Source organism: Ureibacillus suwonensis, from assembly GCF_042655065.1.
Classification (GTDB): domain Bacteria; phylum Bacillota; class Bacilli; order Bacillales_A; family Planococcaceae; genus Ureibacillus; species Ureibacillus suwonensis.
In genome coordinates this window covers 12,939-29,957 of the sequence record NZ_JBHSNQ010000071.1, presented here as the reverse complement: position 1 = coordinate 29,957, position 17,019 = coordinate 12,939, and the positions used below count along the sequence as shown (strand labels likewise).

11 protein-coding genes are annotated in these 17,019 nt (G+C 41.5%); 6 read left to right on the top strand and 5 right to left on the bottom strand.

Annotated features, from left to right (window positions below):
• Window positions 1–250: 250 nt before the first annotated feature.
• The 5 genes from cas9 to ACFPOH_RS08205 form a co-directional block, all read right to left on the bottom strand.
• On the bottom strand, window positions 251–3,445 hold the full coding sequence (gene cas9, locus ACFPOH_RS08225) for a type II CRISPR RNA-guided endonuclease Cas9 (RefSeq protein ID WP_390309375.1): 3,195 nt from the start codon (window positions 3,443–3,445) through the stop codon (window positions 251–253).
• Window positions 3,446–3,713: 268 nt separating this feature from the next.
• Entirely contained in the window at window positions 3,714–5,087 is a 1,374-nt protein-coding gene (locus ACFPOH_RS08220; protein WP_390309374.1) for an RsmF rRNA methyltransferase first C-terminal domain-containing protein, read from the bottom strand.
• A gap of 202 nt (window positions 5,088–5,289) precedes the next feature.
• On the bottom strand, window positions 5,290–6,342 hold the full coding sequence (locus ACFPOH_RS08215; RefSeq protein WP_390309373.1) for a DUF4179 domain-containing protein: 1,053 nt from the start codon (window positions 6,340–6,342) through the stop codon (window positions 5,290–5,292).
• Window positions 6,326–6,868, bottom strand: coding sequence for a sigma-70 family RNA polymerase sigma factor (locus ACFPOH_RS08210; protein WP_342470410.1), 543 nt, complete (start codon window positions 6,866–6,868; stop codon window positions 6,326–6,328). Before ACFPOH_RS08210 ends, ACFPOH_RS08215 begins: the two co-directional genes overlap by 17 nt.
• Window positions 6,869–7,077: 209 nt before the next feature.
• The gene (locus ACFPOH_RS08205) at window positions 7,078–7,872 is read right to left on the bottom strand and encodes a carbon-nitrogen family hydrolase (RefSeq protein ID WP_342470411.1); all 795 of its coding nucleotides are present in this window, start codon (window positions 7,870–7,872) and stop codon (window positions 7,078–7,080) included.
• A 160-nt stretch (window positions 7,873–8,032) separates the two neighbouring features.
• On the opposite strand from ACFPOH_RS08205, the gene ACFPOH_RS08200 reads away from it, so the two are divergent.
• The 6 genes from ACFPOH_RS08200 to ACFPOH_RS08175 all read left to right on the top strand — a co-directional run bounded on the left by ACFPOH_RS08200 (window position 8,033) and on the right by ACFPOH_RS08175 (window position 16,965).
• Window positions 8,033–9,223 carry a pyridoxal phosphate-dependent aminotransferase gene (locus ACFPOH_RS08200; RefSeq protein ID WP_390309372.1) on the top strand — a complete coding sequence of 397 codons (1,191 nt, stop codon included), beginning with the start codon at window positions 8,033–8,035 and terminating at the stop codon, window positions 9,221–9,223.
• A gap of 186 nt (window positions 9,224–9,409) precedes the next feature.
• Window positions 9,410–12,004 (top strand): ATP-dependent Clp protease ATP-binding subunit, encoded by a 2,595-nt coding sequence (locus ACFPOH_RS08195; RefSeq protein ID WP_390309371.1) that lies wholly within the window; start codon window positions 9,410–9,412, stop codon window positions 12,002–12,004.
• Between the two features lie 227 nt (window positions 12,005–12,231).
• On the top strand, window positions 12,232–13,578 hold the full coding sequence (lpdA, locus tag ACFPOH_RS08190) for a dihydrolipoyl dehydrogenase (protein WP_390309370.1): 1,347 nt from the start codon (window positions 12,232–12,234) through the stop codon (window positions 13,576–13,578).
• A gap of 149 nt (window positions 13,579–13,727) precedes the next feature.
• Window positions 13,728–14,663, top strand: coding sequence for a thiamine pyrophosphate-dependent dehydrogenase E1 component subunit alpha (locus tag ACFPOH_RS08185; RefSeq protein WP_390309376.1), 936 nt, complete (start codon window positions 13,728–13,730; stop codon window positions 14,661–14,663).
• 30 nt (window positions 14,664–14,693) lie between these two features.
• Window positions 14,694–15,728 carry an alpha-ketoacid dehydrogenase subunit beta gene (locus ACFPOH_RS08180; protein WP_342580863.1) on the top strand — a complete coding sequence of 345 codons (1,035 nt, stop codon included), beginning with the start codon at window positions 14,694–14,696 and terminating at the stop codon, window positions 15,726–15,728.
• 16 nt (window positions 15,729–15,744) lie between these two features.
• Window positions 15,745–16,965, top strand: a complete 1,221-nt coding sequence (locus tag ACFPOH_RS08175) for a dihydrolipoamide acetyltransferase family protein (protein ID WP_390309368.1) — start codon at window positions 15,745–15,747, stop codon at window positions 16,963–16,965.
• Window positions 16,966–17,019 lie beyond the last annotated feature (54 nt).

The window sequence follows — 17,019 nt, the reverse complement described above, 5'->3', positions numbered from 1 at the left end:
CCCTCCTTGATACTAAAATTTGGTTGGCGAACCAAAATTTATTTTAGCATCAAGTGGGATCTTTTTTAATACCTCGCTATAAGCTATACGGAACCCCCTGCCTAGCAGGGGGTTTTCTTTTTTACAATAAAAAGAGCCTTCAAAAATGAAGGCTCTGAGTTCGGGATGAACCCTTGTTTCGGTAGGCTCTCCCAATTCTTCGGTATAGTTACGATAGAAAACTATCGTAACTATATGATAACATCAAAGCTCATTTTTGTAAAGTATTTCTAAATTCTTCTTTTTGAACTTTGTGTTTGTTTCCTAAAACATCAACATTATACTTAGTAATGTTCCGGATTGTAGGTCCAATTGTAAGTATAATTCTTTTGTCACCTTTTTGTTTTGATTTATAAACATAATCTGCCTCAATTTTGTTTTGTCGAGGGTTAGCATCGCCAAGGAGAATATATTCCAAAGTTTGTCCATTTTTCTCTATTGAAAATTGATCATTTCGGTATAAACTAAATTGAAATTCATAAGAGGAATCAATATTTTTATAAGGCTTCTTTTTTTCACGATTATATTTTTCCATATTCAACACTAATTTGTTACCGTCATCTTTAAACCAATGATACGGAACCCCTAAATATTTATATTTTCCCTCATTATTTTTATAAACATCAATTCTAACACTTTTAATACTTTTTAAAACTACCTTATTTTTCGCATTTGGATATTTTTTCGAAATATCTAAATGTACTCCTAATTTTTCATCGTAATATCTTAAAAATTTTACTGGTACTTTACCATCTTTCATTATATATCCATGCTCATTGTAATAAGCTTTGAATGGATTTTCTGACTTTCCATATTCTTTAATAATTTTTAATATTAGTTCAAAAAGTTCAGGATTATGTTTTGCAATGAAAAAAGTTTCAGGTTTATCTTTGATGCGTTTTATTAAACTTTCTGCATCTTTTTTATTTAGTGCATAGATATTTCCGGATTTCCCTATCACATATTCTTCTCCATTAACGATTCTTGTACTATAAATGGTCTGATTTGAAATAGAACGATTCCCTTTCCGGTCGACTTTGTGGGAATACTTAATTTTTGATTCATAATTCAAAAGGTTTCTTATGAATTTAAACATCTCTTCACCGAAGAACTCTTTTTCAGTAAGAATCTCTCCAGTTCTACGATCATAAAAGACGCCTAATTCATTCATACCAAAGTTTTGGAAAAATTGAAAAACCCGTAATTTTCCTATCGCTGCCACTATTAATGCATCAATTGCATGATGTGCATAACTGCTGTCTCTATCTTTATTCATATTTGCTCGTCGCCGAATGGCAGCAGTAAAACCACCCCTTATCGATAAAACTTTTGTAGGTATGTTGTGATGTTTAAAATAGGAACGTAAATTCATTGAAAAACTACGAACTGCATATCTAGTATCTACTAAATTACGATTAATAAATTGTTTTTGTAGCTCTTCATTATTCATTATGTCCCGCTGTTCTAGTAAATATTCCATTTTTTTGTTTGAAATTTTCCCGCTAGTGTACAGTTTAAATACATCCGCTTTAAATTCTTCGAAAGTTCTCTTAGCCTTCGGAGAACTTGTAAGGTAATAAAATGGCGTTTGTTGACCTTTTTCTTGGTTTTCTTCACGATAACAAAGCACTTTATTTTCTTGGCTGTCATCAAAAGAGATTGAAATCGGTATTATATGATCTACTTCAAACTTAGAGAAATCTCGAATTATGTCATGCAAACTAATAGGATTTTTTGAATATAAACATTGTCCGTCCTGCGCATCCCAAAGTTTTAAAGCTAAATATTGTTTAGGGCTCAAATTTAATTCTTTTAATGATGAGACTCCTAAAAGTTCAGCCATTTTCTTTTCAAATTTCCCTTGTTTCTTCTGAAAATCTTTATATCTTAGTTGGGCTTCTTCGCTATTTTTCTCTCTTGCTGTTTCAATGACAATCGAATCTAATTCACCATAGACTTGTCTTACTTTATTGACAATTTTAATTGCTTCTCGATGAGCCCTTTTTGCAACTGTGCTTAAAATCGCGGAATCATCAAACTTAATATTCTTTCCGTTAGATATATTTTTATATCTCTTTCCTTCTAAACCTAGTTCGCTAAACAATTCCATTTGATTTTTGTTTGTTTTCCACAAATCCGGTAAAATGAGCTGAATTGCCCTTTTAGATAATGAATGATAACCTTTAAATTCTGTGACTTCTTTTAAAGCATTGATGATTTTATTCTTTGTATTTTCATCAAAAGCAGTGTATTTCTCCAACGCTTTTTTTAAATTATTTTCTCTTCTTTCATAGGATTTCTCTGCTGTAAGAATTTCGCTGATTTCATCTAACAATTCAACGTTATCTAATATTTCTTTTGGCAAATCATTTTCTTTTACAGCTTTTAATATTCTCTTGAATCCCTTAAATTCAGTAAATGTCGGCTGATTTTTTTTAAGATCGACTCTATAACCAACAACATAGGTATCTTTTGGTAACCCTTTGTATTTTAAGATTCGATCAATAGTTACCTTTTGACCCTTTTTTACAATTTCCTCGACAATATAAACTTTATCTTCCTCTGTCAAATATTCACCATTTACTCTCAGTTTATTTAAGTCACCATTTAATAAATCAAACAATTCGGCAGTGAAAGACATTTTTGCAATACGAGGCTCTTCAGGGAAATACGAACATTTCCCTCTCATTTTTTCAATCATTGACATTTCTTGAAGTTCCCCATTTTTAATGAAAAATCTTCCATATATCGTAGGAGATTTTTTTGATCCTGGTCCTTCATAATAAGCTCTTCTTCTTTGAACTAAATCAATATATTTCTCAATAAATTCATCATTGATTTCTTGATAGAATTGGGCTTGTCTATTCAAAATTGCTTTCGCTTCCTTAACATAATCTTCTGTACGAAAACGATTTTCATGGGAACGAACTAATCCTTTTTGTAATCTTTCCATTTGTATTTCACAGACATATTTCGTTTCCAGTTCTTTGCTGTTCCTTTTCAATTGTTCTTTTGTAGATAATTCTCCACCAGTTGTTTCTTCTTCCAAAGGTGCATCTAAAACAGTACCTCTCCTTTTCACAATGTGATAAAGGCCAATTGCTAATTCTTCCAATGATACTTTTTCTTTTAACGCCTTACATCTAACTTCATATGGTTTTCCAGTTCCAATAGAATTTGTTGGGATACCATACTCTTCAAATAATTTTTTCGTCCGCTCCAAACGATGTTTTCTTCTTCTTTTTAATCTTCTTGCTCCTCTAAACCCCCTTCTCTCCTCATTGGCATTTCTCGTCGCTTCCTCAAATAATCTCACACCAGCATCAATAATTTCCATCGAATCGGTATCAATAATTCCCCAACCTACTGATGATACTCCAATATCCAGTCCTAAAACCTTACCCATAAACATCTCCTCTTTTATAAGTATTATTTACTTATAGAATAACCTAATTTTTTTAATATTTGGCATTTTCATTTATTTTTACAAAACAGTTAAAGAGTCAAGGTTATGTATATATTTATAGGAGATGAAATAAGACCAAATAAAAACACCTCCCAAAGCCGCAATTGCAGCCTCAAGAGGTTAATTCTAATGTATGTGAAAAATTGAATATGTTGCTGCCTGTAACAGGATTTTCAATTTTTAATCCGGATGGGAAACCCGGTTTAGTCTACTTATTCCCCATCCAACGCAATCCTTTGGGATAGTGGTTTTTCATCATATTCCCTGCCAGTTTCCCCCAACCGATGGAGTAGCCGTCGACGGTGATCAAGTGCCAACCCTTTGAACCATTTGCTTGCAAAACTTCCCCTTTTAGATAGGCAATGATTTCATCCGAACCTGCGGAAAGATCCATCACGTTTTTGGCTTCCTCTTTGCTTAAAGCCAGGGCAAGGGCGTGGGAAGGCTCAAAGCGGTTCTTTTTGAATGTTCCCAAATGCAGGCCTGGACGGAGCACTTTCAATTTCTCCAAAGATGGCACTTCTTTAGGCAAAACATAGAGTTGGTCGTTGAAAGCGATGAAATATCCGGAAGGTGAAATATTCAGCGTTTCACCGGCAAATTGCTGATAGGCTTTCAACATTTTCGGATCCAGTTTTTGTTTTGCATATTTGAAGCGAGGCGGCTCTTCCCCGTCATTCTTTTTCAGCACCGCAATGTAATGCCCTTCCCCTTTCACGCGATGGGGCCAAATGCGGATCGTCCGTTCAATGTTTGGCGCCGCATTTTCCACCCAACCGGCTCTTCCGTGGTTGAAACCTTCATACACTTCGACCTGCTCAATCTCAAAGTTCGGATACTTTTCAAGGAATCGGCTGATCGTACCTTCATTTTCTTCCGGAGAAAAGGTGCAAGTGGAATAGACAAGCCGTCCTCCCGGCTTCAACATGCTTTGGGCATGATCAAGAATCCCGTCTTGCCGGCTTGCGCAAAGGGCCACGTTTTCCGGACTCCAGTGCAAGCGGGCTTCTTCATCTTTCCGGAACATCCCTTCCCCGGAACAAGGGGCGTCAACCAAAATCCGGTCAAAAAAGCCTCGGAACCGTGCAGCCAGTCGTTCCGGCGTTTCATTGGTCACAATGGCATTTTTGATCCCCATCCGCTCCACGTTTTGGGATAAAATTTTCGCCCGCTGCGGATGGATTTCATTGGAAACCAAGAGCCCTTCCCCATCCATTTTGGATGCGAGATGGGTTGTTTTCCCCCCCGGCGCCGCACACAAATCAAGAATGATCTCCCCCGGCTTCGGGTCGACAAACTCCCCCACCGCCATCGCACTTGGCTCTTGGATATAATACAACCCCGCTTCATGGTAAGGGTGTTTTCCTGGCCGTTCATTGCCAGGATAAAAATAGCCTTCCTTCACCCAAGGTATTTTCTCGGTTGTAAAAGGATTCATTTGTAAGAATTCATCTATTGAAATTTTTAGCGTGTTTATTCGCAAGCCCTGATTCTTCTCTTCTTCATAGCTTCGAATAAAGGCATCATATTCTTCTTGCAATAAGTTTTTCATTTTTTCTTGAAAGGTTTGTGGAAGATTCAATTTGTTCACCTCAAAAAGTATATTATCATTCATTTTGAAATTTGGGGTGGTGAACATATTTTTATTAACCGTATTGGTGACGATATTTACTGATATTGCAAAATTAGAAGTATTAACTACTCCATTATTAAATTGGTGATTTGCCCAAACTGGGCTATAACCAAAAAGGACGTCTATAAATTCAGGATGCCCTTTTCAATCATTAAGGTATTTTCACTGTAAATGGTTCAAACTTAACCTCTTTTAGCCCACTATAATCCTTTTCGATATATTGACCGTTTTCATCTACCCCGCCACCACTCGATGGAATCTCCAAATATGGGGTAATGGTCAATTCCGTCACCTTTGAGTCAATTGGGTCAAATTGCTTTTTACTTTTATACACGATGGTATCTTTCATTCTTTCCCCTATCACTGCTCCGGAAAGATTTTTAATTTTGTTGCCATCTTGGTCAACTACTTGCAAATCGATATAATTTCCTCTCGTTTTATCAAAATCGTCCACTTTTTCAGCACTCTCAAAAGATACACTGACACCTGTTTTGCTTATGGACACTTCCGTTACCTTGAGTTGTATGCCATCTACTGTTTGTTCATGTTGAACAGGAATTGTTTTGATGTCTTTTATTTTTTTGATTGGCGTTGAGAAGTGCCATTTTTCCCCTTTTTCTCCCTTAAGGGTTAGCCCCAGTTCAAATTGGTCAGGCATCTCTTCGGTAATGCCGATCATTTGAATGGCTGTACGAGTGGTTGATGAAATCATTTCTTCTCCATAAGAACCTGTAACTACTTTAGGCAATTTTCCATTAATCGTAATATCCATGCCTGAACCGAAATAATGTTCACCCAATTCCCTTTCAGACTCAATAATGAGGACGATTGTAATATTGCTTTGATCATATAGAACCTCATTTAACGTAACGGATATTCCATTAATTGTTTGTGTTTCGCCAATTTCGTCGATCAACCCTTCTTGGTAGGCATTTTGTAAACCAATTAAGTCGGAATCGCCAAAAACAGAACCGATTAAAGGGATTTTCGATAAACTCGTTGCAATCGCAGGAGAATATTGAGCCGAAATAAATAATAATCCAAATACCGCCGCCACACTGCTTAAAAGATAAGTGATTTTTCTTTTATAAGGAGTTTTCACCTTTCCATCCATTTGCTCTTGTGCTTGGGCAATTCCAGTTCGAATCGCCAATCGAACTTCGTCTTGTGGAAACCCATCCAAATGATTAAATTGTTCTTTCATTGAACTTATAACTCCTTTCCAATTCATTTTTTAAATGTTTTTTTGCTCTTCGCAAATAGGTTTTGATTGTTCCAACCGGTTTTCCCATCACTTCGGCAATATCCCGTATAGACAGGTCGTGATAGTAAAATAAAATAATCGAGGTTTGATAGGATTCATTTAACTTTGATAATGCTTCACCTAAATGTAAAGAATCAGATGGCAGCTCCTGTTTGTGTTCCATTTTCCTTAACAGTTCCATTTCATCGTACGGAATCATTCGATCGCGTTTCTTCAATAATTGGTAGCATTCACGAATGAGAATTCTGAAGAGCCATGTTGAGAAATATTCGGGATTTCGCAAATCTTTAATCGCTAAAAACGCTTTGCAAGTTGTTTCTTGGATAACGTCCAGTGCGTCTTCTTTCCTTCCAACATAGGAAAGTGCTTTGTAATAAAGCATTTGTTCTTCTTTAAAAAGCAATTGTTCAAAGGCTTGCGCATCCCCTTTGATTGCTTTTTCCACTAGTTCGATATCATGTTTCACTCTTTTAATCCTCCTTTCATTAATTAGAGCTTCCGGAATAAAGGAAAAGTTTCAAAGGATTAAAGTTTTTTATCGACAGTCAAAAAACCTCTATTTCTGGTATGCAATAATTGCCAACACCATTCAAAAAAATGACGTCCACTCAAGTTTCAATAAATCCAATAAAAAAACCGAGCATCCCATCCTGCTCGGTCCATAGATCCAATCCTTTACTTTTGCTCCACCACTTTCCCGTACAATTCCGGGCGGCGGTCGTCATATACCGGAATTCGTGTGCGGACTTCATCCACTTTTGAAAAATCTACGTCAATGACCGCCAACTCTTCATCTTCTGCGCCGGTCCATAACACTTCACCCCAAGGTTCAATCACCATGGACTGCCCATTGAAGTTTTCAGGTTTGCGGGAAATCCGGTTCACTGCCACAACGAAGCATTGATTTTCAATGGCGCGGGCTTGCAAAAGAATTTTCCAATGATCAATTCTTGGTGTCGGCCATTGGGCGGAAACGAACAACACTTTTGCTCCCGCCAATGCATGGGCGCGAAGCCATTCAGGGAAGCGGATATCATAGCAGATCACGGCCGCTGCCGGAAGATCCCCCAAATCAAAGCGGTTCATGGAATCCCCCGCTTCCAAATACTTTTCCTCATCCATTAATCTGAATAAATGAACTTTGCTATATTCACTCACCAATTCCCCATCGCGGTTCACCACATACATCGTATTATAAAACTTGCCGTTTCGCTTTGTCGCTACAGAACCGCCGACGATATGTAACCCCAGCTCACGGGCAAGATTTTGCAAGAATTCTTTTGTGCGGGCTCCATTTTCATCCGCCAACTCCTCCAATTTTTCAAGGGCATAGCCTGTATTCCACATTTCAGGCAATACCACAATTTCAGCACCCTTACTTGCCGCTTCCCGAATCAACTGTTCCGCCCGCTCGAAGTTTTCCTCCACTTTCCCAAACCCGACATTCATTTGAATGCAACCAATTTTCATCACAAATCCCCCTAGACAATTATTCAAAAAAATAATAATATTCCTACATATCTACTTATAATTATAAACGGGAACTTCCTTAAAATACAGAATGACAGATTTTGAGAATTCCATCAAGTTGTACCTTAACCGACTAAATCAATAAGAAAAGAGGATGCACATGGAATTATCCGACAAACTCCAAAAACTCCCTACTCAATTTTTTGCTTCCCTTGTGCAAAAAGTGAATACGGCGATTGCTGAAGGGCGGGACGTGATCAATCTCGGACAGGGGAATCCGGACCGGCCAACGCCTCCTCACATCGTCAAGGCGCTTCAAGAAGCGGCAGCCGATCCTGCCACCCATAAATATTCCCTTTTCCGTGGCATGCCAGAATTAAAACAAGCCGTAAGCGACTTTTACAAAAGGGAATACAATGCCGACATCGATCCGAATGAAGAAGTGGCCATTTTAGGCGGCGCAAAAGTTGGGCTGGTCGAGCTTCCGTTGTGCGTGCTTAATCCAGGAGACTATATGCTGCTTCCGGATCCGGGTTATCCGGACTATTTATCCGGTCCGGTGTTGGCGGATGTTCATTTTGATACAATGCCATTGCTTGAGGAAAATGATTTTCTCCCGGATTATGACGCTTTGCCTGATGAAGTGAAAAAACGGGCAAAATTGATGTATTTGAACTATCCAAACAATCCGACGGGCGCCACAGCCGATTTGGCGTTCTTCGAAAAAACGGCGCAATTTGCAAAAGAACATGATATTGCCGTCGTGCATGATTTTGCTTATGGTGCCCTTGGATTCGACGGGAAGAAACCGGTAAGCTTCCTGCAAGCGGAAGGGGCAAAAGAAGTCGGCGTAGAGTTCTATACATTATCCAAAACTTTTAACATGGCCGGCTGGCGCGTCGCTTTTGCGGTGGGAAACCGCAGCATCATTGAAGCCATCAACTTGTTGCAAGACCATCTGTTCTGCAGCCTCTTCCCTGCCGTACAGCGCGCGGCCGCCTATGCATTGAATGGCGATCAATCCTGTGTGGAAGAATTGCGAAACATTTACGAATCCCGCCGCAATGTGCTGGTGGAAGAAGCCCGCCGGATCGGATGGAACGTAAAAGCGCCAAAAGGCTCCTTTTTTGCATGGTTGCCGGTTCCGGAAGGGTTTACGAGCCAAGAATTTTCCGATTACCTATTGGATAAGGCGGATGTGGCAGTCGCAAGCGGCAACGGATTCGGCGAGCACGGCGAAGGCTATATCCGGGTGGGGCTGCTCGTTGAAGAAGACCGGCTCCGGGAAGCCATCCGCCGTATTGAAGCATTAGGGATATTCCAAAAAGACAAAGCGAAAGTTCAAAAATGACATCATTCCCCTCCCCTTTGAATAAGCGGAGGGGTTAATATTTTTGTACCCTCTGCCTGTCCTGCATCCATAAAGCTCTCCTGAATGGAATTGGCGAAAAATTCAGAAATAAGATTGATTTTCATAGGATTTTTCGCTTACGATAGATTTACAAAGACTGCCTATTCCACAGCAAAGGGTGATAACATGACAACAAAATATACAATCGCGGTAAAAGAAGGAATCCTGAATGCGAAAAAAATTGCCCAAAAGAAACTGAATTATCAACTGGATATTCCCCATCTCTGGGCCGCTTTATTGCAACCGGACCACTTTGCCTATCACTTTTACCGGGAATTAAACATTGATATGGATGAACTGATCCAACTCGTCAATAAGGAAGTGGATAAAATCCCCTCTTTAACCGGTACGGAAATCGCCTATGGAGAAAAAGAGAGCCAACGTCTAAAAAGGTTGTTCAAACAAGCGGAAATCGAAGCGGAACGTCTGCGGGACCGGTTTATTTCCGTCGAGCATTTGATGATTGCCCTATTTGAACAAGATTTTAATCCAATCACAAAATATCTGATCCAACATCATGTCACAAAAGAATCCATCTATGAAAAATTGAATCAAACGCGAAACGGGCAAAATGTCACATCCGACAACCAGGAAGCGCTATACGATTCTTTAAACAAATATGCAGTCAATTTGAATCAACGATACATAGAGGGGAAAGTGGACCGGGTTGTCGGCAGAGAAAAAGAAATCAACGATATCATCCGCATTTTGACAAGAAAAAATAAAAATAATGCGATATTGATAGGAAGCCCCGGGGTCGGGAAAACCGCCATCGTTGAAGGGTTGGTCCAAAAAATCGTAAACAAAGAGGTTCCAAATAATTTGCTCGATAAAGTCGTCTACAATCTCGATATGAGTTCCCTTCTCGCAGGAGCCAAATATCGCGGGGAATTTGAGGAAAAATTAAAAGCCGTATTAAATGATGTGAAACAATCCAATAATCGGATCATCCTCTTCATTGATGAAATCCACACAATCGTCGGTGCAGGACGTACAGAAGGCTCCATGGATGCCGGCAATATTTTAAAACCGATGCTTGCCCGCGGAGAACTTCGCTGCATTGGCGCAACCACGCAAGATGAATATCGGGAATATATCGAAAAAGACAAAGCATTGGAGCGCCGTTTCCAACGGGTGATCGTCAATGAGCCGTCGATTGAAGTAACCATTGAAATTCTGCGGGGCATTAAAGAGGATTATGAATTGTATCACGAAACCCTTATCACCGATGAAGCCATCGAAGCGGCCGCCAAACTTTCGAAACGCTACATCACCGACCGGTATTTGCCGGATAAAGCCATTGACTTGATGGATGAAGCCAGCGCAGTCAAACGGATTTCCTTAAATGAAGTCCCCCACTCCATCAAAAAAATCAACGAACAAATTTTGCAAGCAAAAATCGCCCTTTATAAGCATGAGTTGGAACCCGGCCCGGCATTTGACCGGCATACATTTGAACAACAGCTAAAAAATTTGGAAACCGAAAAGGAAAAAATGGAAAAGCAATGGGCCAAAGAGCTGGAAATGCTCCATTTCACGCAGCGGGAAAAAAGAAATTTGGCAAGATTGCATAAGTTATACGAAAAAGCGGTAAAGAACAATGAAGTCGGTCAAATCGTTCAATTGGAAACCGGTGACATTCCTGCATCCGAAAAGAGACTGAAAGATCTGGAACAACAATGGGAGGCATTAAAGCAAAGCAAAACCTTTATCGATAATGTAGTGACCGCCGAAGATATCGAGCGCGTCGTGGAAAGGCTGACGGGAATCAAAATTACAGGCGTTATGGAAAATGAACGGGAACGGCTATTGCATTTGGAGGACGAAATACACCAATACATCGTGGGACAAGATGAAGCGGTGAAAAAAGTGACCCATGCCGTTTTGCGTTCAAGGGCTGGCATTAAAAATCCGAATAAACCGACCGGCTCGTTCCTGTTCCTTGGCCCTACCGGCGTCGGCAAGACAAAACTGGCCAAAGTGCTGGCAAAAGTGTTGTTCGGTACCGAGCTGGATATGGTGCGATTGGACATGTCAGAGTATATGGAAAAACATGCGGTCGCGAAACTCATCGGTCCTCCGCCGGGATACGCCGGCTATGACGAAGGGGGCCACTTGACGGAGGCGGTCCGACATCGGCTCCATTCCATCATCGTTCTCGATGAAATCGAAAAAGCCCATCCGGATGTTTTCAACATTCTATTGCAAGTGCTCGATGAAGGAAGACTTACGGACTCCCAAGGACGGACGGTGGATTTTAAAAATACGATTTTAATTATGACAAGCAATATCGGATCAAAATTGCTATTGGATTCGATTGATAATTATGGTGCCATTACACCTGAAGCAAGGGAAGCGGTCATGAACGAATTGCGGGCCCATTTCAGACCGGAATTTTTAAACCGGATCGATGAAACCATCATTTTCAACCCATTGGTGAAAGAACAAATGGTAGCGATTGCAGAAATCATGATGAAAGAACTCAATGAACGATTAAATGAAAACAAAATGATTCTGCACGCAACTCCGGAGGTCATCCAATGGATCGCGGAGAATGGGTACGATCCAATTTATGGAGCCCGTCCAATTCAACGGTTTATCGTCCAGCACATTGAAACACCGCTCGCCCGGGATATCATCGCCAATCAAATCGGCGAAAATGTCCGTATTACCATTTCCATCGAAAATGATGAACCGGTTTTCCATTATGAACCGATATAATTCCACTTCCATGAAGGAGAGGAATACCCCTATCCCCTCTCCTTTCCCGAAATTTCATCCCATTAAACCTTAAAAACTGTTATATTTTGTAACAAAGTTCCAATAATCTTCAAAAAATTCTATGGACGGATATTTTGAAATTCGCTACAATTAATTTATAAACGTTTTCATTATTCTGAAAATTCTTACTTATGTAACTCTTCCCACAAAAAAAAGAAGGTGATTCCTTGAAAACTTATGATGTACTCATTATCGGAGCGGGACCTGGGGGATATGTCGCGGCGGAAGAAGCGGCACAGCTCGGGAATTCAGTGGCGGTGATTGAAAAAAATGCCGTTGGCGGCTGCTGTCTCAATGTGGGTTGCATCCCTTCCAAAGCTTATTTGCAATACAGCCACTGGTTGTCCGCCGTACAGGCCCTTAATGCAAACGGTTTATCCGTGACAGTGAATCAAATCGATTTCCCATCCGTTGTGAAAAGAAAAAACAAGATTATCTCCACCTTACAATCCGGCATTCACATGACCTTTAAAAAGAATGGCATCCATTATATTGCAGGCGAAGCGAAATACGTGGAAGGAAAAATTTTCGAAGTGAATGGAGAGCGATACTACGGAAAAAATGTGTTGCTTGCCACAGGCGGTGCCCCCTTCATCCCGAACATCCCAGGTTTGAGCGATATAGATTATTTGACGACGAACACCTTTTTTGACATGGAAACATTACCGAATCAATTGGCCATCATCGGCGGCGGTGTGATCGGTGTGGAATTGGCCTATGCCATGAAAAGTTTCGGCGTTGATGTCACGATTATCGAAGCCGCACCGGACATATTGCTGACGGTTGATCCGGAAGCCCGTGCCATTGTGAAAGAAAAGCTTCAAAGCTTAGAAATAAAAATCATCACAAAAGCATCCATACAGCAAGTGAAAAAAGGAAAGGTTGTCCTTTCCGGCCATGGGGAAATTCCTTTTGACCAACTTTTGGTGGCAACGGGGAGAAAACAAAACCTTGAGATTCCAAAAGCGATGGGACTTGAGTTGGATGAAAAACAGCAATTTGTGAAAGTCAATGAATATTATGAAACAAGCATGAAACATGTTTATGCCGTTGGCGATCTAATCGGCGGCTATACTCTCGCCCATTCGGCCAGCGCGGAAGGCATCAAAGCCGTCCGGGCCATGAGCGGCAAAAAAGAAAGGCCCGTATCGCCATACAGCATCCCCCGCCCCCTATTCATCGAACCGGAAGTATCCGAATTCGGGATGAGTGAAGAAGAAGCAAGAAAAAAAGGCTATGACGTAATTGTCGAAAAAATGCCGTTTTCATTCAATGGACGGGCCATTGCCGCCAATGAAACAGAAGGATTTGTCAAAATCATATCCGAAAGGAGATATCGGGAAATATTGGGAGCCGTGATTGTCGGACCCAATGCGGCGGACCTGATTCACCAAATTCTTGCCGTCCATGAAGCGGAAGGTACTGTTGATGAATTGGCAAACACAGTCTTCGCCCACCCTACCATTTCTGAGTTGATCCAGGATACAGCCAAAAGAATATTAAAACATCAATAAATCATAAGGAGGAATCAAGAATGACGGAAAAAGCAAAAGGCATGCCTAAATTGTTTGCGAGTGTTGATACGTCGGTGAAAGAATTGGTGGATTTAGAGATTCGCACAGCTACGGATACTGCGGAGTTGACAAAAGATAAGGCAAAATCCATGTATAAATCCATGGAGGATATCCGCAATTTTGAAGAAAATGTAAAACGTTTCTTCGCTGCCGGGGAAATTCCGGGGTTTGTGCACTTATACGCCGGTGAAGAAGCGATTGCTGTTGGTGTTTGTGCCCACCTGACAGATGAAGACTACATAACAAGCACCCACCGAGGACACGGGCATTGTATTGCCAAAGGCGGCGATTTAAAAGGAATGATGGCTGAAATCTTTGGGAAAGCCACAGGTCTTTGCAAAGGTAAAGGCGGTTCCATGCACATTGCCGACATGAATAAAGGAATTTTAGGCGCCAATGGAATGGTTGGAGGCGGTTTCGGACTGGCAACAGGTGCTGCCATGCGCAACAAATATAAGAAAACGGACCGGGTTGCCGTTTGCTTCTTCGGTGATGGTGCAGCCAACGAAGGTGTATTCCATGAATGTTTGAATATGGCATCGATTTGGAAGTTGCCAGTGATTTTTGTATGTGAGAATAACCTTTTCGCCGAATCCACTCCACAATGGTATTCTTCCGCTTCCCGTACAATCGCGGAAAGAGCGGCCGCCTACAATATGCCTGGGGTTCGGGTGAACGGAAAAGATGTTGTCGCTGTTTATGAAGCGGCCGGCGAAGCAATCGAACGCGCACGCAAAGGTGAAGGACCAACACTAATAGAATGCGTCACTTACCGGAACCACGGACACTTTGAAGGTGACGAACAAACTTACAAAGCGCCTAGCGGAGAAGAAAAAGAATGGGCGGAAGTGGATCCGCTTGAAGTATTCCGTCAATACGCCATCGAAAACGGCTTATTGACTGAAGAAGAGTTGGATCTATTGAGGGAAGAATCCGTTCGCGATATTGAAGAAGCGATTGAATTTGCGAAAAAAAGTCCAGAACCATCACCTGAATCACTCTATCAAGATGTTTTTGCGGATTAATCTAAAAAACTTGGAAAGGAGTTATAGAGAATGGCTAGAGAAATATTGTTCATGAGTGCAATCAATGAAGCGCTTGATCAAGCAATGGCAAAAGATGAAAACATCATTTTATTAGGAGAAGATATTGCAGGCGGAGCGGAAGTCCAACATTTGGAAGAGGCCAACGAAGATGCTTGGGGCGGTGTAATGGGCGTAACCCGCGGCCTTGCGCCAAAATACGGCCGTGAACGGGTCATCGATACGCCGCTATCCGAAATGGGTTATATGGCCGCAGCTGTAGGGATGGCTGTAACCGGTTTGCGTCCTGTAGCCGAGCTAATGTTCAGCGACTTTATCGGCTTTTGCTTTGACTCCATCATTGGACAAGGTTCAAAAATGCGCTACATGTTCGGCGGAAAAGCGAAAGTTCCAATGACGGTGCGCACGATGCACGGTGCTGGAGTGAACGCAGCCGCTCAACACTCTGGCTCCTACTACGGACTGTTCGGTTCGATTCCAGGCGTCAAAGTCGTTGTCCCTGCAACACCATATGACGCAAAAGGTCTTCTCCTCTCCGCCATTGAAGATGATAACCTGGTCATCTTTTCGGAAGATAAAACATTGTACGGAATGAAGGGCGAAGTACCGGAAGAATATTACACAATCCCAATCGGCAAAGCTGCCATCAAGCGGGATGGAAAAGATTTGACAATTGTGACCATCGGAAAAATGTTGTACGTCGGCTTAGAAGTTGCAGACATTTTAGAAAAGGACAATATCTCAGTCGAAGTCATTGACTTGCGCACTGTTGCACCATGGGATGAAGAAACAGTACTGGAGTCTGTGAAGAAAACAGGCCGCTTAATTATCATCGATGAATCCAATCCGCACAACAACACGGCAACTGATATCGCTTCAGTTGTAGCAGACAAAGCCTTTGATTATTTAGATGGACCGATCAAATGCGTATGCGCGCCAAACACACCTGTTCCGTTTGCTGCTAATCTTGAAAAATTATATATCCCAGATGCTAATAAAGTATTGACAGTAGCGACAGAAATTATCGATGACTTGAGAGTTAAATAGAGAGGGGTGATTCATCATGGCTACGGAAATATTGATGCCTAAGCTAGGCTTGACGATGACAGAGGGTACAGTAGAACATTGGTTTGTAAATGAAGGTGATGAAGTTCATGCAGGTGATGCAGTGGCGGAAATCAGTTCAGAGAAATTGACCGGTGAAGTCGTTGCACCAGAGTCCGGTACAATCATTAAAATTGTCGCTCAAGTAGGAGATGTCGTACCAAGTAAGGCGCCCATCGCGTATATCGGAAAACCTGGTGAACAGATCGGCTCCCCTTCTCCATCAGCCGGCACACCGGAAGTACAAACCGTCAAAACACCGGTGGCAAATGAACCTGCAAAAACGGAATCAAATGTAAAAGATGACGGAGAAAGAATCTTTATTACGCCAATTGCCCGCAAGATGGCGAAAGAACTTGGCATTGATATTCGCAATGTTGTCGGTACAGGTGGCAACGGGCGAATTACCCGGTTGGATATATTGAGATATCAAGCCTCTATGGAGAAAGCATCTCCGGCAACAGACAGCGTTCCATCCGCGTCAGCAGTTTCATATGGTGCCGGTCTTGCCGGTTTGCGCAAAACCATTGCCCAACGAATGATGCGCAGTGTCCAAACAACTGCCCAAGTAACGAACCATCGAAAAGTGGATATCACCGAATTGATGAAATTCCGCGAAGATATCAAGTCGAAAGTGAAAGAACCGCTTGACAATAATGAACTAAGCATCAATACCCTTCTGACAAAAGCGGTCGTTTTGGCACTAAAAGATACGCCGGATATGAACGCCTGGTATCATAATGGCGAATATATCCGCGTGGAAGAAGTGCATATCGGAATGGCCACGGCGGTGGAAGACGGCTTGGTCGTTCCCGTCGTCAAAAACGCCCATCTCATGTCCTTGTCCCAACTTGGCGCTGCCATCAAGAAGGTGACAACCGAAGCACGGCAAGGCACACTGGACGGCAGCCTTTACAGCGGATCGACTTTTACGATTACAAACTTGGGCGGTTATGAAATCGAATACTTCACCCCTATCTTGAATACACCGGAAGTGGGCATTTTAGGTGTCGGTGCCATCCAAAAAGAACTGGCACTGGAAAATGGTGAAGTGGTGGAGAAATTGAAATTGCCACTCAGTTTAACTTACGATCACCAAATTATCGATGGTGCTCCTGCCGCGGAATTTTTGGGAAAAATCGCCGATTACTTGCAAGACCCATATCGTCTGCTTCTATAAAAAGAAAATGTTCACTCACCTTTCCTCTTTATATATGTTTGATGCATGTTTTCC